Source organism: Gemmatimonas sp. (assembly GCF_044344655.1).
Lineage (GTDB): Bacteria > Gemmatimonadota > Gemmatimonadetes > Gemmatimonadales > Gemmatimonadaceae > Gemmatimonas.
Map to the genome: position 1 here is coordinate 1 of NZ_JBIJCN010000045.1, position 26,839 is coordinate 26,839.

Here is a 26,839-nt window from a genome sequence, read left to right on the forward strand (position 1 = left end):
CAAGACCTTCGCGGCACAGCGTGCGGTGACGGTGACCGAGCGGGGCAATCCGGTGTCGCAGCTCAACGAGCTGGAATGGGTGAAAGGCGAGATCTGGGCCAACGTGTGGCAGAAGGATTCGATCGCACGGATTGACCCCAACACCGGTACCGTGACGGGGTGGATCGATCTCACCGGCATTCTCCCGTCGCTCGATCGGACGGGCAAGGAAGACGTGCTGAACGGCATTGCCTACGATGCGGCCACCGACCGGATCCACGTGACGGGCAAGCTGTGGCCGAAGCTCTATGAGATCCGGCTCAAGGCGAAGTGAGCGAGACTGACAACTGAGAACTGTCACTGTCCACTGAAAACTCCCCGGGGATCACGCGATGTCCCGGGGAGTTTTCAGTGGTCAGAACAAGTGTTCAGTCGTGAGTTCACCACCTCAGCGCAGCCGCACCAGCCCGTAGCGTAGCGTTCCCGGCGGCAGCGCGCCGTTGCTCGACAGCGAGATGAGCGCGCGCTGGCCGGCCGGCACGGAGAAGCGCACGAAGCTGCTGGTGCCGCCGGCGAGGGTGATGCGCTGCGGCACGTTGCTGAGCAGCGATCGCGTCTGCACGGGATAGACGCCCAGCGCCGCCCCCCCGGCGAGGCGCAGCCCCGGATAGATACTGCGGAAGTTCCAGGCGGGATTCGTATAGCGTGGTCCGAGGCCGTCGCGCGTGGCCGCGCTGTAGTCGTCGGCGATGACCGACACGGACCAGTCGCGCAGGTAGTCGGCAAAGGCCCCACCGGAGAGGACCTGCTGCAGGTTCTCCACGCCGGTCACGCGTGAGTTGACGAGCTGCCGCAGGAATGCCGCCTCGCCGTTCGCGCCTTGCCGCGCCGCGGCGAAGCGCAGGAAGTTCCAGATCGCGCCTCGCGTGGCGAGCGAGTCGTTGGGAGCGTACGGCGAGTTGGTTTCCGTGCTGATCAGGAAATTGTAAAAGCGCGAGAAGTTCTGTGACGCGTACGTGGTGAAGTCGGTGGCACGCGTACCATTCACATCGGTGAGCACGAGGTTCTGCCGCGACGTGTAGTTGGCGATGCGGAAGTACAGCTGCTCCTCGGCCAGATGCGACAACCCCTCGTCGAGCCACACCGTCTCGTTGGTCTGGGCACCGGTGTTGACGTAGAGGCGGCGCGACGCGTTGATGAGGTGCTGCAGCTCGTGGGCAATCGTGGTGAGGTTGAGGCGTGTCACCTCGGCCTTTTCGCGGCGGTTGCCGTTGATCGTGCCGGTGGGATCGGGCACGAGCAGGTAGAACATCTCGTTTTCGTTCGACGCGGTGCACGCGGCGAGCCCGTTGCGCGCGGTCTTGGGATACAGGTCGCGCGCGAAGAAGAAGCCGCCGATCGTGAAGCTGGCGTTGGCGGGGGTGAGCTGGTTCACCGCCCGCGTGTAGAACAGAATGATCTTGCCATACTTCGAGATGTTGCTGGGGGCTCCGAAGGCGGTGGTGTCGAGCGGGTAGACGAGGGTGTCGAAGGTGGCGAGGACCGTGGCAAACTCCGCGTCGGTATAGCCGCCCGACGGGTTCTCCTTGTCGCTCACGATGATCGCGTTGGTCCCGACCGCTGCCACGCGTCCCGTGCGGGTGTCGGCGTTGGTGCAGGCCACGTTGGCATTGGCGTTGAGCTTGACCTCGTCGCCCACCGTGACGGCGGTGAGCGACGTCCGCGGCGTTGTCACGTCGACCGCGCGTTGCGTGCGCTGCGGCTGCGCGGCGGCGCCGAAGGTGTCGCGCGCGCCGTCGAGGAGTGCCCCGAGCTCGCGGCGTTCGGTCTCGCGCAGGCGATGTTCGAACTGCTGGTGGGGCGTGAGGGTCGCGTTAGTCGTCTGCACGTCGGGCAGCTCGGCGGCGGGGAAGACCATCGCTGGCGACAGCAGGGCGCTCGTGACCGGCCCGTTGGTGCCGATACCCAGGACGTCCGCAACGGTGGTGTTGCCGAAGCTGGTGCTGGTGGAAATGAGGGCGAGTGCGAACTCGGCCGAGCCGGTGAGTGGTGCGGCGACACAGGTGGTGAGGGCGCTGGTTCCCGTGGCGGTGGGATCGATCAGCTGTCCGAGCGCAGGCTGCTGCACCGGTACCGGGCCGCAGGGCGCGGTACCGGCGGCCCCGATGGTCACGAGCACCGTGTCCGCACGTCCGGCGGTGCTCGTCACGATGCGCGCGTTGCCGGGGGCGAGCGCCGTCACAAGCCCCCCGCTGTTGACCGAGGCGGTGCCGCCATCGAGCGAGGAGAAGTCGACGCTCTGCCCAACAACTTCGTTTCCGAACTGATCGCGCACGGTGGCGCGCACGCGGAGCGTGTCGCCGACGCCCAGGAATGCGGACCCGGGAAGGGCGACCACCGCGGCGGGGGGACCGGGGAGCACCGTGGCGGTAAAGGTGGCCGGCGAGACGCCATTCACCTGCGCGGTGACCCGTGCGGTGCCGGCGGTGGTACCGAGCGTCCACGTGGTGCTGGCCACGCCGCGGGCGTCAGTGGTGCTGCTGGTGGAAGCCACGGAGCCCGAACCGGCGCCCACGTCCCAATCCACGCGTCGACTGCGTACGGGGGCGCCGTCTCGGTCGGTGACCACCACGCTCAGCGGGGTGGGCAACGTCGCACCGGCCACGCCGGTTTGACTGTTCCCCGTTTCCACCCGCACGGCGGTGGGCGTGGGCCCGGGGCCGGTGGTGCCGTCGGACGTGCACCCCGCTAGCAGGATGGCCGCCACGGTGAGCGCGGCGGTGAGACGGGTGGTCGACGTGATGTCGCGCGGCGAATGAGAGCGCATCGAAGGGGTGGGTCGCGGTATACATTTCAGCATACACCCATGACACCCACGATGGCCACCTCGCTCCCCACCGACGTGACGACCATGCCCATTGCCACCGCCGTGCCTGTTGAACAGCTGCGGCACCGCGCGCCCTACGACAGCGTCCTCGACACGATCGGCTGGACGCCGCTGATCCGCCTGAGCCGCGTGGCGAAGGGGATCCGTACGCCGTTCTACGGCAAGGCGGACTTCTTCAATCCGGGCGGTAGCGTGAAGGACCGCATCGGCATGCCGATGATCGAGGCGCATGAAGCGGCCGGCACGCTCAAGCCGGGTGGTGTCATTGTGGAGGCCACGAGCGGCAACACGGGCGTGGGGCTGGCGATCGCGGCGGCGCTCAAGGGGTACCGCTGCATCTTCACCATGCCGGACAAGATGAGTCAGGAGAAGGTGCGTTTGCTGAAGGCGTTCGGGGCTGAGGTGATCATCACCCCCACCGCTGTGCCGCCCGATCATCCGCAGAACTACGTGCAAATGGCCAAGCGCATCGTGCGCGAAACGCCGGGCGCGGTGCTGGCCGGGCAGTTCGAGAATCCGGCCAATCCGGCGGCGCACGTGGCCACGACGGGGCCTGAGCTGTGGGAGCAGACCGGCGGGCGCATCACGCACTTCGTGGCTGGCGCGGGTACCGGCGGCACGATCAGTGGCGTGGCGCGCTATCTCAAGAGCAAGAACCCCAACATCAAGATCATCGCCGCCGATCCGCAGGGGAGCGTGCTGGCAGAGTTGTGGCGCACGAAGGGCGAGGGCCACCCCACGGGTGCGCCGTACAAGGTGGAGGGTGTGGGGCAGGACTGTGTACCGGCCACACTCGACATGGACATCATCGACGAGTTCATCTCGGTGGGCGACAAGGACGCGTTCACCATGGCGCGCCGGCTGACACGAGAAGAGGGGATCTTCGTGGGGGGCAGTGCGGGAATGATCGCCCATGCCGCGCTGACCGTGGCGCGTCGCCTCGATGACCCGAACGCAATGGTGGTCACCTTTCTCTGCGACACCGGCGAGCGGTATCTCAGCAAGGTGTTCAACGACGAGTGGATGCGCGAGAACCAGCTGCTCGACTCGCCGCACACGAGCATCGAGAGCGTGCTGGGCAAGAAGGATGCGAGCGCCCCTGCCATCGTGAGTGTCACCACCGGGGCCACGGTGCGGCAGGCCATTCGTCTCATGGCGCTGCACGACGTGAGTCAGGTTCCGGTGATGGACGGGGCGGTGTGCGTGGGGAGCGTGGCGGAGTCGCGGCTCACCACGGAGTCGCTGGCCGACCCGAAAGCGCTCGACAAGTCGGTGAGCGATGTGATGGATCAGCCGTTCCCGGTGGTGGAGGCGGATACCCCGGTGGAGAGCGTGGCGAAGCTGTTGTCGAAGAGCAATCGTGCCGTACTGATGCGCAAGGACAGCGTGGTGCAGGGGATCGTGACCCGGTTCGACGTGCTCGAGTACCTCATGCATCGGTAAGGTGTGGCCGCGCCGACAGGCGCGCCGCACACCTCATCAGAGCGCGACCTCCACGACGTTCATCCCTTCGATCGGCACGAGTGTGCCGTCGGTGCCACGCTGGTACTTGAACCACAGCACATTGGCGCGCCTGGAGTTGGCGGTGTAGCCGCCGATCGCCGAATAGGGCACCACGACGCTGTCGCCCTGCATGAGCCGGAGGCACGTCGTGCCGCACGGCGGGAAGAGTGCGATCGTGGCCATCTCGCTATCCACGATCATGTACCCCACCACGAACTCCGTGGTGTTGCGCAGTGTCAGCGTCCGGGCGGACCGGTCCACGCTCACCCGGAGTGCTCCGGCGTCGATTCCCTGCTCAGGCGAGGGCTCCGCGTCGCTCCCGAACGGGTTGCCGCAGGCAGCGAGAACCAGGACGACCATCATGGCAAGCGCCGCGAATCTGGCGGTGGCACTGGCGGGCATTGGGGACCTCCGTGGATCCACCCACGGTGAAAGCGGAGCCGCACGCCGCGGCGCGGTACTCCGCGGCGTTGCACGCTGCGCCGTTGTACTCCGGAGTTCAACCCCCGAGCGGCCAGATTGGTCACCGCCCTGCGACGTCTGGCGGCGATGCACGGCCGGACACTCATCTGTTCGGACTGTGGTTCCTGCACGCCGCCACCTGTAGTTTGCAGCATGCCCAGCCCACTGCGAATCACGGTGCTTCTTGGCGGCGTCTCCGCCGAGCGCGATGTCTCCCTGTCGAGCGGCCTCCGCATTGCCGTCGCGCTCCGCGAGCGTGGCCACGAGGTGATCTGCCTCGATCCGGCCGAGGGGGTGCTTACGCGCGAGACGGAGCGGATGCTGCTGGCGGCGGGCGTGGGCAGTGCGCCCCCCAGCCTCGATGCACTGGAGGGGCTGGCCAGTCGGTCGCTGTCGCCCACGCTGGGCACCCTGCCGGAAGTGACCGAGGCGGACTGCGTTTTTCTCGCGCTGCATGGCGGGCAGGGGGAGGACGGCACCGTGCAGGCACTCCTCGATATGGCGGGGGTGCCGTATACCGGCAGCGGGCATCTGGCGAGCGCACTCGCGATGGACAAGCACCTCAGCAAGGTGGTGCTGCGGGCGGCCGGGGTGTCGACCGCGGACTGGCTCATGGCGCCGACCGACGTGACCACCCTCGACCCTCACGAGGTGGGGCGCGCCCTCGCGTGGCCGGTGGTGGTGAAGCCCTCCAAGCAGGGGAGCACGGTGGGGCTCAGCATCGTTCGCGAGCCGGGCGCGCTGGCGGCAGCGGTGACCGAGGCGTTCCGGTACGATGACGAAGTGATGATCGAGCGGTTCGTAGCGGGGCAGGAGCTGACGGTGGGTATCCTGGGGGACCGGGTGCTGCCCACGATCGAGATCCAGCCGGTCAAGGAGCTGTACGACTACGAGTGCAAGTACACGCCGGGGATGGCCAAGGAGTTTGTGGCCGAACTATCGCCGGACGTCGAGCAACGACTGGCCGAGCACGCCACCAAGGCGTTTGCGGCGCTCAAGCTGGGCGGGTACGCGCGGATCGATTTCCGCTTGGACCCTGCCGGTCAGCCGTGGTGTCTGGAAGCCAACACGTTGCCGGGCATGACGCCCACCAGTCTCATCCCACAGGCCGCTGCGGCTGCGGGGATTAGCTTTCCTGCGCTGTGCGAGCAGATCGTGCGGCTCGCCCTCGCCCGGCGACGGGATCGCCAGTAAGTCGCGCATCTGCTGGATCGCCAGCTGCCCCGCCCTCGTTGATTCCAGATGAATTACGTCACCTACGACGAATTCGAGACTTCGCGTAGCCCGAGCGCCGTATACTGGCTGATCGGGCTGTGCGTGGCCGTGTATTTCGTGCAGGCCACGCTGGTGGGCGACGCGAACATGGCCAACTGGTTCGGCTATGCGGCCGGCGATATGGCGTCGGGGTCGATGTGGACGATCGCCACGTACATGTTTGTGCACGGTGGCCTCATGCACCTGCTGCTCAACCTGTGGACGCTGTGGCTGTTCGGTCCGCGCGTGGAGCGCAGCTGGGGCGCGGGCACGTTCACCTGGTATTATCTGTGGTGCGGGCTCGGAGGCTGGGCTTTCCACTACATGTTCCAGCGGAATGGCGGCATTCTGATCGGGGCATCGGCGGCCATCCTCGGCGTGGCCGTGGCGTACGCGAGCCGCTGGCCCGACGACGAAGTGCTGTTCTTCGGTGTGGTGCCGATGAAGGTGAAGTGGCTGGTGGCCTTCATGGCGCTCATCAACATCACGATGACGGTGCTCGATAGTGGCAGCGCGGGTGGTACCGCGTATGCGGCGCACTTTGGCGGGATGGTGGCGGGGTGGGTGTACCTCCGCGCGCCCGGTGCGGGGAGCCTCGATCGGTTCCGTCGTCGCGTCACGCCGGCGCCGGATTACGGTGATGAGCCACCGCGTGCGGTGCCCAAGACGAGCCGTCCTCGTGAGCGCGACAGCGACGAGATCGTGGCGCAGAGCAAGGCGGCCATGGCGCGCGTGCGGCCGGCGCCCACGCCGCAGTCGGCGCCCGCCACTGTGGCGACGCCGGTGGCCGGCACGGCCCTCGACGCGGTGCTCGACAAGATTGCCGCCGAGGGGCTGGAGAGCCTCACGACGGCCGAGCGGATGATGCTCGACGAGTGGAGCAAGCGGCTCCGCGAATTGCATCCGTGAGTCGGTGACGGCCGCGATGGCGGGGCAGACGTACTCAGCCGTTGTGCACGGAGAGCGTTGGTAGCAGCTTTCCGCAGTCGCCACGCCGAGTGGCGCGACGACGGTCCTCGCTCCCCAGCCCATGATCCTCACGTTCGGCCATACCAAGGGCGGCGTTGGCAAGAGCATGCTCGCGCTCAACGTCGCCGTGGAGCGCATCCGAGCCGGCGTCGACACGCTGTTGATCGACGGCGATCCACGCCAGACCAGCGTCAGCAAGGCGATTGCGGTTCGCGGTGAGTCTGGTCAGGAACCCCCGGTGCCCTGCATCGTGCTCGAGGACGCCCGGACGCTGCGTCAACAGGTCGGTCTGCTTCGGCCGAAGTATCAGGACCTGGTCATCGATGTCGGGGGGAAGGATTCCAGCGCGCTGCGCTCGGCCCTGCTGGTGACGGATGTGCTGGTGTTGCCCGTGGCTCCGGAGTCGGTGGAGTTGTGGGCGATCGATGACGTCGTGGAGGTCATCGAGGAGGCGCAGGCACTGCATCCCTTTCGTGTGCTGGTCGTGCTCAACCGGGCAAAAAGCAGCGGCCAGGACAATGCCGACACACGTGCCATGGTCGCCGAGTATCCCCAGCTGACGATGCTCGCCCCGTCGATCGGCCACCGCAGCGTATTCAGCAGTGCCTTCGGACGTGGCCTGAGCGTAGCCGAGTACCGACCGGCCAACGCCAAGGCCATCTCGGAGCTGCGCGCGGTGCTGGCTGCCCTCTCTTCCTGAACCGGTCATTCCTTCGTCGCCATGCCAATCACTCGCGCTGTAAAGAAGCCCCGCGCGTCGAAGACGTCGGGTCGACTCGACGCTGATGCGTTCATTGAGGGGGCGGTTCCAGAGGCCGCTCCGGTCGTGATCGCGGAACCGACCGCTCCCGAGTCAGCGGAGGCGTTGCCGGCGAGTGATGGTGTGCCGTCGCCGTCGCGCCCACAGACGGACGCGGCGATGCAGATCGTCCGGCGGCATATGCCGTGGGCTGCGGGCGCCGGGCTTGTCCCGTTGCCCGGAGTGGATCTGGCGAGCGTTGCCACGGTGCAGCTGCACATGATGACGGCGCTGGCCGCCCACTATGGCGTCGCCTTCAATCGCGATGCGGCGAAGTCGGTCGCGGCCACCTTGATGGCCACGGTACTCGAGCGCAGTCTCGCCGGCGGCATGGGCAGCCTGATCAAGCTGCTGCCGGGGGTGGGAACGGTGGCAGGGCTGCTGGTGCTGCCGGGGATGGCCGCGGCCGCGACGTACGCCCTGGGCCGGGTCTTCGTGATGCACTTCGAGTCGGGGGGGACGTTTCTGGATCTTGATCCCGCCAAGGCGGAAGCGCACTTCCGTGAGGCGTTGGCCAAGGGGCCGGCGTGCGCGTGATGGATGTGCCCGGCGCCGGCGATCGTCGCCGGTCCCGTTGGATTCTTCCAGCTCGCACCCAAGGCGCGGTGTCGTGCCGCCTGTTCTGTCTTCCGTACGCGGGTGGTGGAGCCAGTGTCTATCGCACCTGGGGGGCTGGCCTGCCCGAGTCGATCGCGGTGCACGCCATCCAACCGCCGGGTCGGGAGGAGCGGTTCAACGAGCCGCCACTGACCGATTTGCGGGAGCTGGCGCGTGAGCTGGCGCTGGAGCTGCTCCCTCTGCTCGACCTGCCGTACGCGGTTTTCGGGCACAGTATGGGAGCGTTGTTCGCCTACGAACTGCTGCAGCAGTTGTCAGCGATACGGGCCTCGCCGCCCCGCCATCTCTTCCTGTCGTCCTATTTGCCGCCTCAGTTCACACGCCGGTGGGCGCCGATTCATCAGCTCCCTGACGACGAATTTCTTGAGGAGATTCGCAAGCTGAACGGCACTCCCGACGCCGTGCTGCGCCATCCCGAGTTGATGGCGTTGCTCCTGCCCACGCTCCGCGCGGACTTTGCGGCCTGTGAGCGATACGTGCCGCAGCACCCGGTGGCGATGCCGTGGCCAGTCACGGTCTACGGTGGTACCGACGACACCGATGTCCCCGCGGAGCTGCTGGCCGGGTGGCAACTGCACACCGCGGCCAGCTTCCGTATGCGTCTGTTCGACGGCGATCACTTCTTTCTGGCGGCCTGTCGCGACGCGCTGCTGGAGGACATCAGGACGACGCTGCTGCCAGCGCCGACGCCTCCTCCTCGGTCCAGCGAAACAATCGACTGAACTCGGCTTCATGGGCCGAGAAATCCCGCGGTTGGCTTCGCGGCCGGAAGAGGCCCGCCGACTCCCACTGTGACGGGTCGAGTCCGATCGCCTCGATGTTGATCCACGAGGACGCGATGCGCGGATACTCGTCCGGATGCACGTCACGCACGGCCATCCGGAAAATGATCTGGGCCACTTCTTCGATACGGTCGACCGCGTCGCGCATGTAAGCGAGTTGCTCGCGCACGGTGGTGGGCGAACGGTGCGGCAGGGTGCGCAGGTGCATGGCCTTGAGCGTGGGCAGATCATCGATGTAATCGATGTAGCCGAACTGGACGCGCCGCTGGGACGTGTGCTGTCCCCACGTCTCGAACAGCGCGAGCATACGCGCCTGTGTGACCACGACACGTGACACCAGGCCACTGATCGCCCGGGCGAGCGCCGGATCAAGATAGAGTTCGTGGTAGTACTGCGGGTCGGAGGTCCCCCACCCGATGTAGTAGTCCCAGATCGTCTTGAGCGCGGTCACCGGGCCCACGCGCAGATTGCGCATGCCGCGACTGATGTTCTCGGTGATCGCATCGTTGAGCGTGAGCACGTAGCGATTGGCGTACTCGGCGTACTCCTCGAGCGGCTCTCCGGCCTGATCCTTCTCGATGAGGCGCTGAATGAAGCCATTGCTGTACGCAATGATATTGGTACCGACGGAGTAGTAGGGATCGGCGAAGACCCCGGAGACGCCGGTACAGGCCCACCGCTTCCCGGAGATGACGCGGGTGGAGGAATGGCTGTAGCTCTTGAGGCGGCCGAAGTCGATCACGTCATGCCCTTCCATGGCGCGTGCGAGATCGGGCTCATGGGTGCGGAGCCACTCCATGGCCTTTTCCGGCGTGGGACCGTAGCTGTGGTACGGGTGCACGTCGTCGAGCGCCACGATGCCGATGCTGGTGTTGTCCGGGGCGAGCGGAATGATCCAGACCCAGTAGCCCTCACCCATGAGGTGGCAGGTGGACTGCCACCGGTCGTCTTCTGCGCGCTGGTGCCATTCCACGTTGCTGCGCGGCACCCAGTCGTTGACGGACACCTTGCCCTTCACGCGCCACCAGACGGAGTTTCGCGGCCGCGGGGCCTTCTTCATGTGTCCCAGCCGGCTCTGGAGATATCGACGGCGGCCCATGGCATCGACGACCCAGCGCGCGCGCGTCTGATGTTCGATCCCGTTGGCATCGATCCAGTGCACGGTGTGGGGCTGATCCTCCTGCTCGTCGATGTCGATATCGCGCACGCGCGCCCCCTCCACGAGATCGACACGGTCGTCGACGACGAGCTCGCGCAGCCGGGTCTCGAAGGTCCCGCGATCGATCTGATAGGACTTGGCCGGCAGGAAGCGTCGTGCCCCGTATTCCGGGCGCGAGGCAAAGTCACCAGTGCTGCCAAAGAAGTAGCGCAGGCCGAGCTTCTCGAGATGGGCGGACTCGAGATAGTCGTACATCTGCAGCGTGTGATGGTAGTAGTACGCCCCGATCTCTACCGTCGACTCGCCGATCTTGAAGCCGGCATGGGGGAGCGGCCGTTCAATCGGATCCAGCACGAGAATGGAGAGGGCATTGCCGCTCAGGCGCAGTTGCCGAGCGAGCCCGAGACCAGCCAGGCCGCCGCCGCAGATGACGAGGTCGTAGGTGCGAGATGAGGAGGGAGCGATCATGCGCGAGAGGAGCGAAGAAGGGATGGGCCAGCACCACTACATGCAGGGGTGCTTGTCGGGCGCCGGGCGATACGCAACGTCAGGGCGATGGAAGTGTGCCTTCTAGAAACGTGGCGAGTTGCCGCACCGTCGGCCACTCGTACAGATCCCCGATCTGCAGGACTACCCGCAGGTCCTTCCACAGGCGTGTGGTCAGCTCCATGGCCCGCAGCGAGTTGCCCCCCACGTCGAAGAAGTTGTCGGTCACGCGCAGCGCTGGGCGCTGCAGGACCTCTTCCATCAATTGGCGCAGCTGCTGTTCGAACGGCGACCGGCACTCCTGGTCACCATGGGCCAGATCGGCATGCTCCTCGATCGCGAGGAGCTCGGCCCGATCGACCTTGCCATTGGGGGTCAGAGGCAGCGCCCGGAGCACGCGGACTACCCCCGGCACCATGTAGTGAGGCAGCATGCGGGCGAGGTGCTCGCGTACGCTCGCCGGGGAGAGAGCGTCGCCCTCGACGAAGGCGATCAGCTCGAGTTCACCGGCGGCATCGGGCCGTGCCACGACGGCGCCGTGGCGGGCGCCCGGGATGGCACCGAGGGCCACATCGATCTCGTCGAGTTCCACGCGAAACCCGCGGATCTTCACCTGCCGGTCCACTCGACCGAAGAACTCGAGCAGGCCGTCGGCACGCCAGCACCCGCGGTCGCCCGTCAGGTAGAACCGTCGCACCGTCCCGTCGATGCGGTGTTGGCGGAATCGCTCCGCGGTACGCTCCGGTTGATTCACATAGCCGTCCGCGAGGCCACGGCCGGTGAGCCAGAGCTCACCGGGCATCCCGATGCCGCACAGCCGTCCGGTCGCATCGAGGATATGGACCTGCATGTTGTCGATCGGCGTACCAATCGACACTGACGAAACGGGAGACGTGAGTGGCGTTGCCGTGGTGCAGACGGCCGCCTCGGTGGGCCCGTACTCGTTGACGAGCGTCACGTGGGCGAGCATGCGCGCATGGGCATCCACCAGAGCCGGGCTCACGCTTTCGCCGGCGACGGTGAGAATGCGCAGGCTGGTGGCGCCGGACAGCGACTCGAGCAACAGGCGGTAGTATCCCGGCGTGAGAATCGCCGTGGTCACGTGGTGCCGATCACACAGCTCGCGGACAAAGCGGGCATCGAGCCGGCGTTCCTCGGGAATCATCACGAGCGTGGCACCGCTCGCGAGGGCCGTGAAGATGTCGGCCACCGAGCTGTCGAACGCGACCGACGGCACCTGCAGCACAACATCACGACCGGAAAACTCGTAATAGCGGCGTCGCCAGCAGATCGTGTTGACGATGGCGCCATGTGACACCGCGCTTCCCTTGGGGCGTCCCGTCGAGCCAGAGGTGTAGATGACGTAGGCGAGATCGTCACTCGCGGTTGCCACGGGGGGCGCGGCGAGGCGCGTCCCGTCGTCGTGCAACTCCACCTCGAGGACGGCGAGCTGCCCCCCAAACAAGCCCGCACCGGCCACACTTTCGGCATCGACGAGCAGGACCTCGGCGCCGGCGTTGGTCAGCATGTAGTCGACCAGTTCGGGCGGATGTCCCGGATTGATGGGCACATAGACCGCGCCGGCCCGAAGGATGCCCAGCAACGCGATGATGAGGGACTCGGTGCGCCCTGCCATGATCCCCACACGGCTCCCGGGCCGGACTCGATAGTGGGTGTGGAGGATCGCCGCGAGATGCCCGGCTCTGTCCACCAGCTCCGCGTAGCTCAGTCGTATCTCACCGGCAATCACGGCGGTCGCGTCGGGATGGCGGGCGGCCTGCTCGAGGACGAGGCCGTGCAGCGTGGCCTCGTCGCTGCCATTGACGCGATCGGTGTCATTGAACCACGCGGTCACGCGTGTCCGATCCTCGCCCGCGACGATGTCGAGTGTGCTCACGGGCGTGTGGGGATGGTCGCGGACCCACGCGAGCGCTATGCCCAATTGACGGACGATCGCCTGAGCGAGCGGCTCGGGGATCCAGGCCGGATCGACCACCAGCTGCAGCACCTCACCCTGCAAATACAGACACGCCGCGCCATCGGGGCATGACGCCGCCGGGCCGTCGCCGTCGCGCACGGAAAAGCCCACGTGCCCGCGCTGCGGGCCCTGATCACGCGGCGGAAACGCAGGATCCGGCACCCGCACCTGCTGCAGGGCCTGTACCATCGACGACAGCAACCCTGCGGCCGTCGCGTCGGGATCGATCGTGAAGCGCGTCGTCCGTCCGTGCAACGCCAGCGGTACGGCGGGCGACGCGGCATAGCGGGACAGCACGAGCAGCAGTGCCACCGCGGCCTGCTCAGGTGCCGGCGGGGGCGCACACGGATGCCCCAGCGCGACACGCTCCGCCGAGGCGCCATTCGGCTGAAATCCCGGAAACGGAGGTGCGGCGGTGGACGATGGCCGATCCGCGTCGATGACAAAAGTGGTCACGTGAGGTCCAGCGAAATGCGAGGGCGCGCGGGCCGAGTCGGTCGAGCCGGTGCGGCGTTGGGTCGCGACGCGAGGGGCGATGCATCAGGGGCAGTCAGCCACTCGAGCAGCGGTGGCAATTGCGAGGCGAGCGTCTCGAGCACGGCAGGTTCTACCGTGCTATCCACGCTGCACTCTATCTGGAGCGATCCGTCGATGCCATCCGTTGCCTCCACCACGAGCGGATACGGCAGTGTCGTGACGGGGGGAGTGACGTCTTCGATTTGCAGCGTCGTGGCGGTGGGTACCGGCACCGGCTCTCCGTTCGTGACGTACTGCACGACGGCATCGATCAGCGGTGCGGCAGACTGTGCGCCGCTGGACGGCGCCAGGTCGATCATTCGGTCGTAGCCGATGCTGCCGTGTGTGATGGCATCACGAACCACTCGGCTCACACGCCGTACGAGCTCGATCGCGGTGTCGTGCGGCTTCACGGCCACGCGCAGGGGAATGCTGTCGATGAGGAGACCGATCTGTCCGTGCAGTGTCGGGTGTTGACGCAGTGACCGCTGCGTGCCCAGCACCATGTCCTGCATCCCCGTGTGCTCGTGGAGCGCCACGGCCACGGCCGTGCTCAGGATCGTGAAGAGGGTCGTGTGCTGAGCGCGGGCCGTCTGCTGGAGGCGTGAGACCACGGCGGCATCGATCGTGATGGTTCGGCGCGCCACCTGCGGCGGATGCTCGGAGCCCCCCGCACGACGCGCGAGCGGTAGCGGGGTGGGTCGTGGATGGAGTACACGCAACCAGTACGCTTCGTCTGCCGCATGGGTGGCCGCCGCCCGCCCGGCCAGCCACGCGGCCACATCGCGGGCCTGCACCTCGAGCGGTTCCCAGTCAGGTTCGTCGTTGGCGCCAATGGCGCGATAGGCGTGCAACAGGTCGCGCACCAGCACCTGCACGGAGTGTGCATCGCCGATCACGTGGTGGAGCACGAGGTGCAACCCGTGGCGTCCGGATGACTCCGGCCACAGATGTAGCCGCAGCAGTGGCCCCCGATCGAGCGGCAGCGGCGCGCTAAGCGCGTCCTCGACGACACCACGGTGCGCGTGGATGGTGAGCACCTCGTGCACGGCCCCGTGTGGTGCTACGCGCTGTCGCAGGGTGCCGGCACGTACCATGAACGTGGTCCGCAGGCTCTCGTGGCGGTCGAGGAGGCGTGCGACGGCGTGGGTCAGCGCCTCCAGCTGCAGAGGCCCATGGATTCGGAAGCGCGCATGCATGTGCAGCGCCCGGGCGCCTTCGCTGGTCCGACTGGCCAGCCAGAGGCGTTGTTGCGCCGGGGTGACCGGGTAATCGACCGCGTCGGGGAGCCGATCGATGACCCGGTCGATGTCACCAGCGCCTCCGTGTTCGAGCAGCGCTGCCTGTCCGCGAATCGTGGGCAGGGCGAAGATGTCGCCCACGTCGAGGCGCACGCCGCTCGCTTTGGCCAACGCGCCGGCGAGCTGCAGGGCGTGCAGGCTGTGTCCACCGGTGGCGAAGAAGTTCTCGTCGAGTCCCGATGCGTGGCCGAGGACCGTCTGCCAGACGTGCTGCACAAGCGCCTCGAGGGGTGTGCTGGCCGCCGTGGCTGTGCGGATTGCCGCCGCGGCATCGCTGACGGTCTCGGTGGAGGGGGCCAGATTGGCGAGCGCGCGCCGATCCACTTTGCCGCTCGCCAACTTGGGGAGCGCGGGCATCACTCGTAGCCGCTCTGGCATGGCGGCGCGTGAGAGCTGCGGCCGTAGCGCGGTCGTCAGCGCCTCGAGGGTCCAGCTGACCCCTGCGGTGGGCACGACGAAGGCCTCGAGGACCGTGGCGTCGTGCGCACCGGGGTGCACATCGCGCTGCGCGAGCACGACCGCTTCCTGCACCCCCGGTACGCGATCGAGCGCGGCTTCGATTTCGCCGATCTCGAGACGATGCCCGCGAATCTTCACTTGTCCGTCGCGACGTCCGGCGAAGCAGAGCCGCCCGTCAAAGTCGATCAACCCGAGATCGCCGGTACGGTAGATGCGCCGATCAGGCACAAAGGGATCGTCAGCGAAGGCGGCGAGGGTGCGCTCGTCGTCGAACAGATATCCTCGACCCACGCCGATGCCGGTCAGTACGATCTCGCCGATCACGCCGGGTGGACAGAGGCGTCCAGCAGGATCGACGAGGAAGTACCCCATGTTGCGAATGGGGTGTCCGAGGGGCACCACCGGTGTTGATGGTGGCCCGTTAAACACATGATGCGTGACCGAGTCCGACGCTTCGGTCGGGCCGTACGCGTTCATCAGCGGGACCTGCGGGCAGGCCTCGAACCACCGTTCGACGAGGCGAGGGGGCAGCGCTTCGCCGATGGATACCACCCAGCGCAAGCGATCGAGTTGCGGCAGCTCCGGTTGGTCGACGAGCAGGCGCAGATACGACGGCACGCATTGCATGACCGTCACGCCGGCCCCGCGCATGGCGGCGAGGAGGGCGGGCGGATCGAGGACGAGCGCGTCTTCGAAGATGGCCGTGGTGCCGCCGGCCACGAGCGCTGCGCACAGCTGCCAGAGGGAGATGTCGAATCCCTGCGACGCGGTCTGGGCCACGACACTCGTGTGATCGAGCGCGAGTTCCTCGATCATGCTCGTGACGTGATTGAGGAGCCCGTCGTGCGCGAGCATGGCGCCTTTGGGTACCCCAGTCGAGCCGGACGTGTGAATGATGTACGCGAGCGCGTCACGTCGCGGTCCATCGTCCGGGTCTCCGTTCGATGCCTCGAGCGCGGGGACCGTGGTGGACCCGATCGGGAGATCCAGCGTGTCGTTGCGCACATGCACGGCGGCGTGCACGCGCTCGGTCACCAAGGTCCGACGGGCCGCGGGCCACGCGGGATCCATGGGCACATACACGGCCCCGATGCGCCAACAGGCGAGCATGGTCACGAGCAATTGCTCGTCCCGTGACTGCTCCACGAGTATCCGGCTGTTTCGTTCGGCGCCCCGGGCGCGCAGTACGGTGGCGCGCTCCTCGACGGCGGCGATCAGCATGCGGTACGACAGTCGTGCGCTGGTGCTGTATACCGCGAGGCGGTCGGGGGCGGACCGGGCATGCGCTGCGATCGCCTGCCACACCGTCTCATGGGGCGGCATCGGCTGCGGCGTCGCCGTGGTTGCGGCCAGCAGCGCCTGCTGCTCACCGGCGGTAAGCAACGACACGGTACCCACGGCCGCTCCTGGCGCCGAACTGATCCTGACGATCAGGTGCGCCACGCGGTGCAGGAGCGCGTCGGCCGTGCGTGGATCGAACCGCCCGGCGTCGTAGAGCAGCGTAAGCGTCAGCGTTTCGCCCGGCGTGACGACCAGCGTGAGCGGGTAGTTGTTGGGCTCCCAGGCGTGGACATGACTGATCGCCAGCCCGGCGTCCGCATTCTGGAGGGCATCGCCGATCCGGTAGTTCGCCACATTGAGCAGCGTATCGAAGAGCGGGGCGCCGGTGCCGGCGCCGCTCAGCTGCTGAATGTGGGCCAGCGAGCCATACTGGAACGGTTCCGACTCTGCCTGCTGCAACTGCAGCGCCCGGAGCCACTCGCTCACCGAGGAATCATCCGGGACGGCGACACGCACGGGGATCGTGTTGATGAACACCCCGATCATCGCATCGGCACCGTCGAGTGCCGTGGGGCGACCGCTGACGACCGCACCAAAGAGCACGTCCGTCTCACCGGTCATTCGCGCGAGGGCAAGGGCCCAGACGCCCTGCATGACCGTGCTGAGCGTGAGGCGCTCATGCAGCAGGCATTGCTGCAGGGAACGCGTGGCCTCCAGGTCGAGTGCGTGCTCCAGCTCACGCGCCTCGAAACGTCCGGTCTGTCCTTCGAGCACGGCGCGCCCGGCGGGCAGTGGGGTGCGCAGCGTCCAGTCGGCGAGCCGCCCCTGCCAGTACGTGCGATGTTGTGCGCGATCCTGTGCCGCGAGCCACGAGACGGCCTGTCGGTATGGCTTCGGTGGCGGCGCCAGCGGGGCCGTGCCCAGATACGCCTGCAGCACTTCTTCGAGCACTACCGCCGCGCTCCAGCCATCGAGCAGCAGATGATGTTGCGTCCAGCACACGCGGAACGTGGCATGCCCCACGCGCGCAACGAGGAGGCGCTGCAACGGCGGCCGGGTGAGATCGAATCCGCGGGCGCGATCCTCCTCACACCAGAGGCGCCAGGCCTCCTCACTCTCCGTGGTGGACTGCTCGTGCCAGTCCTCGAACGCAAGTGGGATCGTGGCCTGGCGATGTACCACCTGCACGGGATGTGGCAACCCGTCCCAGTGAAACGTGGTGCTCAGGGCCGGGTGCCGCCGGGCCACCGCGTGCCACGCCGCGGTAAAGGCCTCCACGTCGAGCGCCCCGTCGAGCACGGCGGTGAGCTGATTGACGTACATCGCCGTCGATGGGTCCTCGACGGAATGAAACAGCATCCCCTGCTGCGTCGGTGACAGCAGGTACACGTCGTCCACCGTGGGGGGCTGCACTCCCTGCGCGTGCAGCGTCAGAAGCTCGTTGGTTCCGAGTTGCGCATCGGGCACCTCCGCCCACGTCAGATGCGGCGGCAGGGTGCGCACGGCTTCCAGCAGCTCAGTCAGCGCGCGGCCGATGGCATGCACCAGCGCCGCCATGGCCTCAGGGTCGTGCGCCTGCGCGTCGAACTGCAGATGCAGTTCGAAACCGCGCGCGGTCGTCTGGGCGGTGAGCTCGAACGGCGTGAGCCGCGGTTGCCGAGGGCTGCGGTCCGCACCGGGGGAGTCGGGGCGGACGCGCCACGGCACGGGCAGCACATGCTCGATCTGTCCGTGGTAGTTCACCTGCAGCGTGGCGGCGGGCATGAGCCCGGCCGCGTGCGTCACCTGCGCGCGGCTGTCCATCGCACGCGCGATGTGTCGCGCCCATTCGTCGGCGTCACCGGCAGGCGGTGCTCCCGATGCTGCGGTGAACCGATCCGTCCGGGTGAACCATCCCACGGTCTCGGCGAAGCGTCCATCATCGCCGCGTCCATGGGATTCTACCGATACTGCGACCTGTTCCGTACCACTCCACGTGGCGAAGGCGGTGACGGCTGCCGTGACGAGAAGATCGGTGGGGTCGGTGCGCCACACCCGATGCGCTTCGTGCGCAAGCTGCCTGCCGACATCGTTGTCGAGCAGCGTCACCACGTGTCGTTCGTCCTGCACGAGGCCGGCGGCGGGCGTGTGTACGGGCGTGTGTACGGGCGTGTGTACGGGCCCAGCCACGGGCTGCCGACTCGCCCATTCCGCGTACGTGGGCGGTGGTGGGGCCAGTGGGGAGCCATTGTCCGGGCTTGTCGCGTGCCCGTCACGGCCATGTGCCTCGAAGAAGTCGTGGAGCAGCGTCCGCCACGACATGCCGTCAACGACGAGGTGATGTGCCGCAAGCAGCAGGGCTTCCGCGCCGTCGGCCCGTCGACAGTGCAGCGCGCCGAAGAGCGGCCCGCTGGTCAGGTCGAAGGCCGCCATGAGCGAGGTGGCCGCCTCGTCACATGGCCAGAGTCCGGTGTCTGGCGAAGCAGGCGCGGGCACATCCGTCGTGCGCCAGAGGAAGTCTGGCGCATCGGTGACCGCCACGCGCCATTCGTCACCGTGGCGGGTGAAGCGCGTGCGCAACGACTCGTGCCGCATGACCACGGCGGCGAGTGCGGCGCGTACGGCCCCGGCGTGGAGCGGCACATCACTTTCGAGGAGGACGCTCTGTGCGTGGTGATGCGCGTCCACGGTGACGGCGGACAGAAACTCGTATTGCGCCGGCCCGAGTTGTGGCGGGTGCAGTGCGTCGGACGGGCCAGTCGCCACGCTGCCTACCGCGTCGGCGAGCTCCGCGATCGTCTGGGCGGTGAAGAGCAACCGCGGGGTGAGGGCCATCCCAGCGCGCGCGGCGCGCGAGACGATCTGCATGGCCAGCAGGGAGTCGCCACCGAGGGCAAAGAAGTTGTCATCGATACCGATGGGGGTGTGCCGCAGCACTTCCTCCCAGATGGCAACAAGCTGCTGCTCGTGCGGTGAGCGCGGCGCACGCGAGGGTGCCACGTGGGCAGACGGCTCCACGAAGGGCAGGCGCTTTCGATCAACCTTTCCGTTCGGTGAGAGCGGGAGGGCCTCGAGCAGCGTGCAACTCGTGGGGACCATGTACGCGGGCAGCAGCTGCGCGGTTTGCCGCAGCAGCACGTCGGGATCCAGTCGTGCGCCCTCGTGGGACGTGACGTAGGCGGCGAGCCAGGCCCCACGCGGATCGCGGCGGTCCACCACGACGATGTCGCGTACACCATCCAAGCGGGCCATGGCCGCCTCGACATCACCGAGCTCGATGCGGTGTCCGCGGATCTTTACCTGATAATCGCGCCGGCCGATGAAGAGCAGCGAGCCATCGTCGGCATAGCAGGCCAGATCGCCGGTGCGATAGAGGCGGACGGTGCCCGGCCGGAATGGATCGGTGCCGAAGGCGGCGCTCGTGCGCGCGTCGTCGCCGAGATAGCCACGGCCGACGCCGGGGCCCGACACCCACAGCTCTCCGGGAATGCCGACGGGGCATCGCGTGCCGTTCGGCGCGCAGATGTAAATGCGGAAGTTGCGGATCGCGCGCCCAATCGGGACGGTACTGCCCGATGGTGGTGCGGTCATCACATGCAGTGTGATATCGTCGGCCGCTTCGCTCGGACCATAGGCGTTGACGGCCGGTACGGCCGGGTACCGCGCAAACCACTGTGCGAGCAGCGGCGGCTTGACGACCTCGCCGGTTACGAGCATCCAGCGCAGCAACGGGAGCGGCACCGTCTCGTCCTGATCGAGCAACACGCTCAGGTATGAGGGAACGACCTCGAGGACCGAGATGCGGTCAGCGTGCAGTCTGGGGAGGAAGCCGCTGGCATCGAGGATCGTGCCTTCATCGTAGATGACCACCGTGGCTCCGGCGCAAAGGCCGGCGAAGAACTGCCAGACGGAAATGTCGAAGGCATGCGAGGCGTTCTGGGCGATCCGATCCGTGGGCCCGAGGTGTAGCGTCTCGAGCTTGGAGATCATGTGGTTCCAGAGCCCGGTGTGTTCGACCATGGCGCCCTTGGGGCGCCCCGTGGACCCTGACGTGAAGATGACGTACGCCAAGTCGGCGCCACGCGGGGGCTCGAGCCCGGCGCCGAGCGGGTCGGACGCCTCGGGTGATTCGCGTACCTCGTCGTGTTGGGTCAGGTCCAGCAGGCAATACTGCGCCCGCAGCGCCGCTTCGAGGGCGGGGTCCAGCACACCCGGTTGTACGAATACCGCCGCCGGGCGCGCTTCCTCGAGGATGCTGCGTATGCGGTCGGCCGGGTACGATGGCTCGATGGGCACGTACGCCGCACCGCACCGCCACGCGGCAAGGATGGCGAGCGGCATGTGGTACGAGCGCGGCGCGAGGACGGCCACGAGCTGGTCGCGGCCGATCGTCGGTACGCGCTGGCGCAGGGTGCGCGCGAGCCGGTCAACGCGCTGATCGAGTTCTTCGTACGAGAGGGCCGTTGCGCCGTGGCGCAACGCGATGGCCTCGGGGGTGGTGCGACACCATCGGGCAATGGCCGGGAGCAGCGTCGTGTTGACGTCGATCGGCGCATCGGTCTCGTTGAAGCGGTCGAGCTGTTCGCGCTCCGCTGCGGTGAGGAGCTCAATGGCGCTGACGGGCGTCTCGTCGTTGCGGACGAAGGCGGCGAGCACCTGGGTGAGGTGGCCGGGAATGCGCGAGACCAGTGCCGGCTCGAGGCGGCTCGAGTCGAAGGCGCATTCGATTTCCAAGCAGGGCCCCGGGGTGAACTGCACCGTGAGTGGCACATCGGTGCGGTCGAACAGTGCGCCCGGGGTGATGGTGAACCCCACGCCGGCCTCCTGCGAGGGGGCTTCGGCGCGGTAGTTCTGGACGAGGAAGACACTGTGAAACAGCGGCGTACCGGCGGCGACGTCACTCCACCGGTGCACGTCGGTGAGGCCCTCGTGGCCATGCGCCTCCCGCAGTCCCTGCGCACGGTGCGCGTGCCGTACCAACTCGGCCACCGTGGTCGTCGGGGTGACCGAATGACGGACGGGCACCGTGTTGATGAACGGCCCGAGGATTTCGTCGGCGCGCGGCAGGGTAGCGGGGCGGCCCGCGAGGGTCTGGCCGAACACGACGTCCTGTTCGCCGCTGTAGCGGGACAGGACGACGGCCCAGGCGGCCTCCAGCGCGGCGGCGACGGTGCAGCGCTGGCGGCGACACCACGCGAGCAGCGCCGCGGTGGCGGCGGCGTCCAAGGTCCCGTGGCAGGTCTGGTCCGCCCACTGCGGCTCGAGCCCTTCCGTACCTTCGCGCCACGGGAGTGGCGTGGCGGCGGTGATCCCCGCGAGCGTGGCGCGCCAGTACTGCTCACTCGTGCGCGGTCCCCGTTGCCGACGCCACCGCACGTACCCCCCGAACTGCGGTGGGTCTGGCAGCGGCCGCTCGGGGTGACCGTAGAGTGCGAGCAGCTCCTGCAGGAGCGGACGTAGGCACGAGCCGTCAAGAAGCAGGTGGTGGTGGCTCCAGCACAGTGACCAACGGTTCGTGGCCCGACGGACCAGAAGCACCCGCATCAGGGGCGCCCGTTCGAAGTCGAACGGCTGTGCGCGGTCCTCGGCGACCAGGGCGGCCCAGTCGCGCTCCTGCTGTGCGGGGGGGCGATCCGTCCAATCCAGGGTGCGCCATGGTACGCTCGCCTCCGGCCGCACCGCTTGGAGCGGTGTGTCGAGGTCCCGCCAGTGAAACGAGGTGCGGAGGATGTGATGCCGCTGAACGAGCGCGTGCCATGCCTGCTGCAGCCGTGTGCTGTCGACGTCCCCGTAGAGCTCGGCTTCGAACTGGTTGCAGTAGGCGAGCGATCCCGGCGTAGAGAGCGCATGACTGAGCATGGCCAGCTGCAGCGGGGTCAGCTCATAGGCGTCGGTCAGCACCGGGCAATCGGGAACGCAGGAGGAGCCAGAGTCGCGTACGTCGTGTCCGCATAATATACTATTGTTGAGTCTGCCTGTGTGAATGATGAGAAACGCCATCGCGCCGTTTCTCTGAGACGAACGATCTCGACTGGGGCCCCCACCGTAACGATGAACTACTGGACGCTGGTGTTGCGGGAGTCCACGGCGGTCCGCCGTTCGGTGTTGTTTGCGGTGGTCTTTTCGAGTCTGTCGAATGCCGCGCTGCTGACGATCATCAATGCTGCGGCGACCGCGCCGATTGCCTCGGGAGCGCATTTTCGGCTCCTCCTGCTCTTTATCCTCGCGCTCCTGCTGTACATCCAGTGCCTGCGCTTCAGTACGCGCACCATGAACCGGATGATGAGCGAGGTCGTGCACACCTTGCGCACCCGCTTCATCGAAAAACTCGGACGCGCGGAGTTGCCGGCGCTGGAGTCGACGGGGAAGAGCGAGATCCTCAATGCGGTTACGGCAGAAGCGATGCTCCTTGCGGATTCGGGGGCGCTTCTTTCGAATGCGTTGCAGGCGCTGCTCGTCGTGTTGTTCGCGACGGCGTACATCGCGTATCTCTCCTTGCTGGCCTTTGCCGTGACGTTGAGTTGCATGGTGCTGGCCCTGGTCCTCATGCAGTCGATGCGTCACGCTACGTCGACGTTGCACCGGGAGGAGCGCTCACGGGAGGTGGAATTTCTCACCCGCGTGACGCACCTGATCGAAGGCTTCAAGGAAACCAAGCTGCATGCGCAGCGCGGCCTCGAGCTGCGTGCGGATATCAGTCGGGCGTCGAAGCAGAGCGCTGGGTTGCGGGTGGCCGCGAAGAATCTCGTCACGGATCGCACCATTCTGGCGCAGTCCTCGTGGTACGTGGCGATTGCGCTGGTGGTGTTCCTCCTCCCGCGGTTTCTGAGCGCCGACACGCTGCCATCGGTGACGACGGCGATCCTGTTCATGATCGGGCCGCAGACGTTGTGGGTGAATGCCACGTCACATTTTGTCCGTTGTGAGGAGGCGACGCGCGCCATCCGTCGGCTGGAGGCCGCGCTCGACCGGTATCACGCCATGGATCGTCGATGGAGTCTGGCCAGTGGCTCCACGGAGGTGGCGCCGGCATTGCCGATGGGCGAGATCGAGCTCGACGCCGTGCAATACAGCTATCGCACGGAGGCCGGCGCGAGCTTCACGCTGGGCCCCGTCTCGCTGCGGATGCGTCCCGGGCAGATCGTCTTTCTGGCGGGGGGCAATGGGAGCGGCAAGTCCTCGCTGCTCAAGCTGTTGTCCGGGCTGTATCCGCTCGAGGGGGGAGCGCTTCGTGTCGGTGGCGCGGCGGTCACGGCCGCGAACATCGCCAACTATCGGCAGCTGTTCGCGCCGGTCTTCGCGGACTTCCACCTCTTCGACCGCCTCTACGGGCTGCTTGAGGCATCGCCAGCCCGGTTCGCGGCGCTCCTCGAGGAAATGCAGCTCGAGCGCAAACTGGAGATCGAGGGCGATCGCTTCTCCACGCTCGATCTGTCGACGGGTCAGCGTAAGCGGTTGGCGCTGATCGTGGCGCTCATGGACGACCGGCCAGTGTGCCTGTTCGACGAACTGGCGGCCGATCAGGACCCGGAGTTCCGGGGGTACCTGTACACGACGCTCATGCCGCGATTGCGCGCGGCGGGGCATCTGGTGATCGCGGCGACGCATGACGATCGCTACTTCAACGTGGCAGACGTGGTGGTGCACATGGAATACGGCCTGGTGCGACGACTGGAGGGGCCCGCGGCGGCCGCCTTGCGTCCATCGACAGACGGAGCGAGCGCATGACCATTCCGCATGACGCCTACGAAACCGACGAAGAGATTCCGGCGCCCCGTCGTTCGTGGCTGCCGCGCTTCAGCGTATACGCCGGGGTATGGCTTCTCGTCCTGCTGTTCGTGGTAGTCCTGTTCTACGATCGCTCGCTGCACAGTGTGCGATCGGGCGAGTTGGGCATTCGCTGGTCCCGCTTTGGGGGGACGCGCCTCGGCGTCGTGTATCGCGAGGGGCTGCGCATCATTCCGCCGTGGGATCAGCTCTTCATCTACAACGTGCGGCAGCAGGAGATGAGCGACTCGATCACGGTGCTGGCGCAGAACGGGTTGCCGCTCCGGATCCGATATTCGGCGCGCTATATGCCCGCGCCGGGGTACTTGGCCAAGCTGCATCAACAATTCGGCCCCGACTATCGCGAGGTGTTGTTGCGCCCGGAAGTCGTCGCCGGGATTCGTCGTGTCATGGGGAATCACACGCCCGAGGAGATCTACTCGCGGGACGAAGAGTGGCTGAATGAGGAGGTGATGGCGAGCATCCGGCAGGAGATTGCGCAGTACCCGGTGAAGCTCGAGAAGGTGCTGCTCAAGGAGCTGCGGCTCACCGCGGATCTGGAGGACGCAATCAACGACAAACTCGTCTCGGAGCAGCATGCGCTGAGCTACGAGTTCCGGCTACGCAGCGAAGAAGACGAAGCCCGGCGCAAGGCCATCGAAGCGCGGGGCGTTCGCAGCTTCGAAGAACTCTCGGGGATTTCCATTCTGCGCTGGCGTGGTCTGCAAGCGACGGAGGCGTTGGCCACCTCGCCCAATGCCAAGGTCATCGTGATTGGCAGCGGGCGCGACAATCTTCCGCTTCTCCTCAACGGCGCCAACTAGGAGCCCCTTATGTCGTTGCTGTTCACGCCGGTCGGCCTGTCGCTCTATCTCCTGCTGGCCCTGCTCGTTGCCCAGGCTGCGCGCCATACGCGAATGGGATTCTGGGGGTTCTTCTGGGCCTCCATAATCCTGACACCATTGGTCACCGGTTTCTTCGTCCTGATGACGCAGTCCGTGCCGGCCAAGCCTACGCGTCCTACGATGAAGCGGGAGTCCTCCTCCTCCTCCGCCGCACGCGGCGCGGCGCCCTCGACACCGTCACGTAGCCGCCCGCCACGATGAGAGGGATTGGCGGTGAGTGACGCCGCAGCCCACTCGACGGTCAAACGCGCGTTGCGGGCGGTGACGGCCCTGCAACAGCAGGTGGCCGATCTCGAGGCTGAACGTACGGCGCCGCTGGCCATCGTGGGACAGGGATGTCGTTGGCCCGGCGGTGCGATGTCGCCGGCGCAGTATTGGGCGGTGCTGTGCGGCGCTCAGGACGTCATCACCGAAGTTCCGCCGAGTCGATGGGACCGCCAGGCGTGGTACCATCCCGACCCTGAGCATCCCGGCACGATGTACGTCGATCGCGGCGGATTCCTTGCCGAGATCGACGGATTCGATCGGGCGTTCTTCCGCATGTCCCCCCGCGAAGCGCAGCAACTCGATCCGCAGCAGCGTCTCCTGCTCGAAACGGCATGGGAGGCCCTCGAGCGTGCGGGCCTTCGCACGTCGGCACTGCGAGGCTCGGACACGGGCGTCTTCCTGGGTGCCACCACCAACGACTACGCCTCGCTCCTGATGGCGCGCGGCGCCGACACGCTCGACGGCTTCTTCTTCACCGGGAATCCGCTCAACACGGCGGCAGGACGTTTGGCGTACGTGCTCGGGTTGCGCGGACCGGCGCTCACGATCGATACCGCGTGTTCCTCGTCGCTGGTGGCCCTCCATCAGGCATGCGAGGCGCTGCGCCGAGGAGAGTGTTCGCTCGCGCTCGTGGGCGCCGCCAATCTCCTGCTCGATCCGCGCGTGTCCGTGGCCGTGTCGCGCACCCGGGCCCTCGCTCCGGATGGACGGTGTAAGGCATTCTCCGCGCAGGCCGACGGCTTCGTGCGGAGCGAAGGGTGTGCGGTGCTCGTGCTCAAGCGGCTGGCGGATGCTGAAGCGCAGGGCGATCCGATCCTCGCGGTCATCCGCGGCTCGGCGGTCAATCACGATGGAGCCAGCAGCGGCTTCACTGCGCCCAATGGTGACGCGCAGCAAGCGGTGATGCGTCGGGCCCTTGGGACGCTGTCGCCGGCTTCGGTGAGCTATCTCGAAGCCCACGGCACCGGCACGGCGCTGGGCGATCCCATCGAGGTTCGCGCCGCCGCCGCCGTGTACGGTGTCGAGCGCAGCTCGCCCCTGCTGATTGGCTCGGCGAAGGCCCACATCGGCCACTGCGAGGCCGCCTCGGGGTTGGCGGGGGTGATGAAGGTCGTGTTGGCGCTGCAGCACGAGCAGCTGCCGGGCCAGATCCACGCCACGCCCCTGACGCCACACGTCGACTGGGAGGCGCTCCCGGTGCGTGTGGTCGACCGGTCCACCCCGTGGGTCCGCGGTGCCGCGCCGCGCCGCGCCGCCGTGAGTGCCTTCGGGGCCAGTGGCACCAACGCCCACGTGATCCTCGAGGAGGCGCCGAGCGCACCGGCACCGGACTTCGCCGCGATGCCGTCACCCAGCAGCACGGTCGTGCTGCTGTCCGCGCGCTCGCCCGGCGCGCTACGAGCGCTCACGGAGCAGATGGCCGAGCAGGTGGCGCCTGGTGGTGCGTTGAGCAGCATGCCGGTCGCGGCTTTGGCGGCCACCGTTTCC

Annotated in this window: 16 protein-coding genes; 11 read left to right on the forward strand and 5 right to left on the reverse strand. The window is 67.3% G+C overall.

Annotated elements, in window-relative coordinates; translation table 11 throughout:
• Window positions 1–313, forward strand: a 313-nt coding sequence (locus tag ACIQ51_RS11385; RefSeq protein ID WP_396205166.1) for a glutaminyl-peptide cyclotransferase, incomplete at its 5' end; no start/stop codon positions are given.
• Between the two features lie 114 nt (window positions 314–427).
• Here the strand turns inward: ACIQ51_RS11385 and ACIQ51_RS11390 are convergent.
• Window positions 428–2,806, reverse strand: a complete 2,379-nt coding sequence (locus tag ACIQ51_RS11390; protein WP_396205167.1) for an Ig-like domain-containing protein — start codon at window positions 2,804–2,806, stop codon at window positions 428–430.
• Window positions 2,807–2,845: 39 nt separating this feature from the next.
• Between ACIQ51_RS11390 and ACIQ51_RS11395 the strand changes: the two genes are divergently transcribed.
• Entirely contained in the window at window positions 2,846–4,309 is a 1,464-nt protein-coding gene (locus ACIQ51_RS11395) for a pyridoxal-phosphate dependent enzyme (RefSeq protein ID WP_396205168.1), read from the forward strand.
• Between the two features lie 36 nt (window positions 4,310–4,345).
• Here ACIQ51_RS11395 and ACIQ51_RS11400 read toward each other — a convergent pair whose 3' ends face one another.
• Window positions 4,346–4,771: a hypothetical protein gene (locus ACIQ51_RS11400; RefSeq protein ID WP_396205169.1), complete on the reverse strand. Its 426-nt coding sequence runs from the start codon at window positions 4,769–4,771 to the stop codon at window positions 4,346–4,348.
• 213 nt (window positions 4,772–4,984) lie between these two features.
• Here ACIQ51_RS11400 and ACIQ51_RS11405 point away from each other — a divergent pair, with 213 nt between their 5' ends.
• From ACIQ51_RS11405 to ACIQ51_RS11425, 5 genes are all read left to right on the forward strand, one after another.
• Window positions 4,985–6,025: a D-alanine--D-alanine ligase gene (locus tag ACIQ51_RS11405; protein ID WP_396205170.1), complete on the forward strand. Its 1,041-nt coding sequence runs from the start codon at window positions 4,985–4,987 to the stop codon at window positions 6,023–6,025.
• 48 nt (window positions 6,026–6,073) lie between these two features.
• Window positions 6,074–6,994, forward strand: coding sequence for a rhomboid family intramembrane serine protease (locus ACIQ51_RS11410; protein ID WP_396205171.1), 921 nt, complete (start codon window positions 6,074–6,076; stop codon window positions 6,992–6,994).
• 121 nt (window positions 6,995–7,115) lie between these two features.
• Window positions 7,116–7,754, forward strand: coding sequence for a division plane positioning ATPase MipZ (locus tag ACIQ51_RS11415; protein WP_396205172.1), 639 nt, complete (start codon window positions 7,116–7,118; stop codon window positions 7,752–7,754).
• Window positions 7,755–7,775: 21 nt separating this feature from the next.
• The gene (locus tag ACIQ51_RS11420) at window positions 7,776–8,390 is read left to right on the forward strand and encodes a YcjF family protein (RefSeq protein WP_396205173.1); all 615 of its coding nucleotides are present in this window, start codon (window positions 7,776–7,778) and stop codon (window positions 8,388–8,390) included.
• Between the two features lie 68 nt (window positions 8,391–8,458).
• A complete protein-coding gene (locus ACIQ51_RS11425; protein ID WP_396205174.1) occupies window positions 8,459–9,193 on the forward strand; it encodes a thioesterase II family protein in 735 nt (244 codons plus the stop codon).
• Here the strand turns inward: ACIQ51_RS11425 and ACIQ51_RS11430 are convergent.
• The 3 genes from ACIQ51_RS11430 to ACIQ51_RS11440 form a co-directional block, all read right to left on the reverse strand.
• Complete coding sequence (locus tag ACIQ51_RS11430; RefSeq protein ID WP_396205175.1) at window positions 9,132–10,880, reverse strand: NAD(P)/FAD-dependent oxidoreductase; 1,749 nt, start codon at window positions 10,878–10,880, stop codon at window positions 9,132–9,134. The genes ACIQ51_RS11425 and ACIQ51_RS11430 overlap by 62 nt on opposite strands.
• A 79-nt stretch (window positions 10,881–10,959) precedes the next feature.
• Entirely contained in the window at window positions 10,960–13,188 is a 2,229-nt protein-coding gene (locus tag ACIQ51_RS11435) for a non-ribosomal peptide synthetase (protein WP_396205176.1), read from the reverse strand.
• 140 nt (window positions 13,189–13,328) lie between these two features.
• Window positions 13,329–22,313, reverse strand: coding sequence for an amino acid adenylation domain-containing protein (locus tag ACIQ51_RS11440; RefSeq protein ID WP_396205177.1), 8,985 nt, complete (start codon window positions 22,311–22,313; stop codon window positions 13,329–13,331).
• A gap of 150 nt (window positions 22,314–22,463) precedes the next feature.
• Here ACIQ51_RS11440 and ACIQ51_RS11445 point away from each other — a divergent pair, with 150 nt between their 5' ends.
• The 4 genes from ACIQ51_RS11445 to ACIQ51_RS11460 all read left to right on the forward strand — a co-directional run.
• Window positions 22,464–24,140 (forward strand): cyclic peptide export ABC transporter, encoded by a 1,677-nt coding sequence (locus ACIQ51_RS11445; protein WP_396205178.1) that lies wholly within the window; start codon window positions 22,464–22,466, stop codon window positions 24,138–24,140.
• Entirely contained in the window at window positions 24,137–25,003 is an 867-nt protein-coding gene (locus ACIQ51_RS11450; RefSeq protein WP_396205179.1) for a prohibitin family protein, read from the forward strand. Before ACIQ51_RS11445 ends, ACIQ51_RS11450 begins: the two co-directional genes overlap by 4 nt.
• 9 nt (window positions 25,004–25,012) lie before the next feature.
• On the forward strand, window positions 25,013–25,285 hold the full coding sequence (locus tag ACIQ51_RS11455) for a hypothetical protein (RefSeq protein ID WP_396205180.1): 273 nt from the start codon (window positions 25,013–25,015) through the stop codon (window positions 25,283–25,285).
• A gap of 12 nt (window positions 25,286–25,297) precedes the next feature.
• Window positions 25,298–26,839 (forward strand): type I polyketide synthase (locus tag ACIQ51_RS11460; RefSeq protein ID WP_396205181.1); only part of this gene is annotated, 1,542 nt, incomplete at its 3' end.

Bases quoted from the DNA above. Each gene is read 5' to 3' on its own strand.
- ACIQ51_RS11405 (WP_396205170.1), top strand. From the start codon at position 4,985: ATGCCCAGCCCACTGCGAATCACGGTGCTTCTTGGCGGCGTCTCCGCC.
- ACIQ51_RS11395 (WP_396205168.1), top strand. From the start codon at position 2,846: ATGACACCCACGATGGCCACCTCGCTCCCCACCGACGTGACGACCATG.
- ACIQ51_RS11400 (WP_396205169.1), bottom strand. From the start codon at position 4,771: ATGCCCGCCAGTGCCACCGCCAGATTCGCGGCGCTTGCCATGATGGTC.
- ACIQ51_RS11415 (WP_396205172.1), top strand. From the start codon at position 7,116: ATGATCCTCACGTTCGGCCATACCAAGGGCGGCGTTGGCAAGAGCATG.
- ACIQ51_RS11455 (WP_396205180.1), top strand. From the start codon at position 25,013: ATGTCGTTGCTGTTCACGCCGGTCGGCCTGTCGCTCTATCTCCTGCTG.
- ACIQ51_RS11450 (WP_396205179.1), top strand. From the start codon at position 24,137: ATGACCATTCCGCATGACGCCTACGAAACCGACGAAGAGATTCCGGCG.
- ACIQ51_RS11420 (WP_396205173.1), top strand. From the start codon at position 7,776: ATGCCAATCACTCGCGCTGTAAAGAAGCCCCGCGCGTCGAAGACGTCG.
- ACIQ51_RS11410 (WP_396205171.1), top strand. From the start codon at position 6,074: ATGAATTACGTCACCTACGACGAATTCGAGACTTCGCGTAGCCCGAGC.
- ACIQ51_RS11445 (WP_396205178.1), top strand. From the start codon at position 22,464: ATGAACTACTGGACGCTGGTGTTGCGGGAGTCCACGGCGGTCCGCCGT.
- ACIQ51_RS11390 (WP_396205167.1), bottom strand. From the start codon at position 2,806: ATGCGCTCTCATTCGCCGCGCGACATCACGTCGACCACCCGTCTCACC.
- ACIQ51_RS11430 (WP_396205175.1), bottom strand. From the start codon at position 10,880: ATGATCGCTCCCTCCTCATCTCGCACCTACGACCTCGTCATCTGCGGC.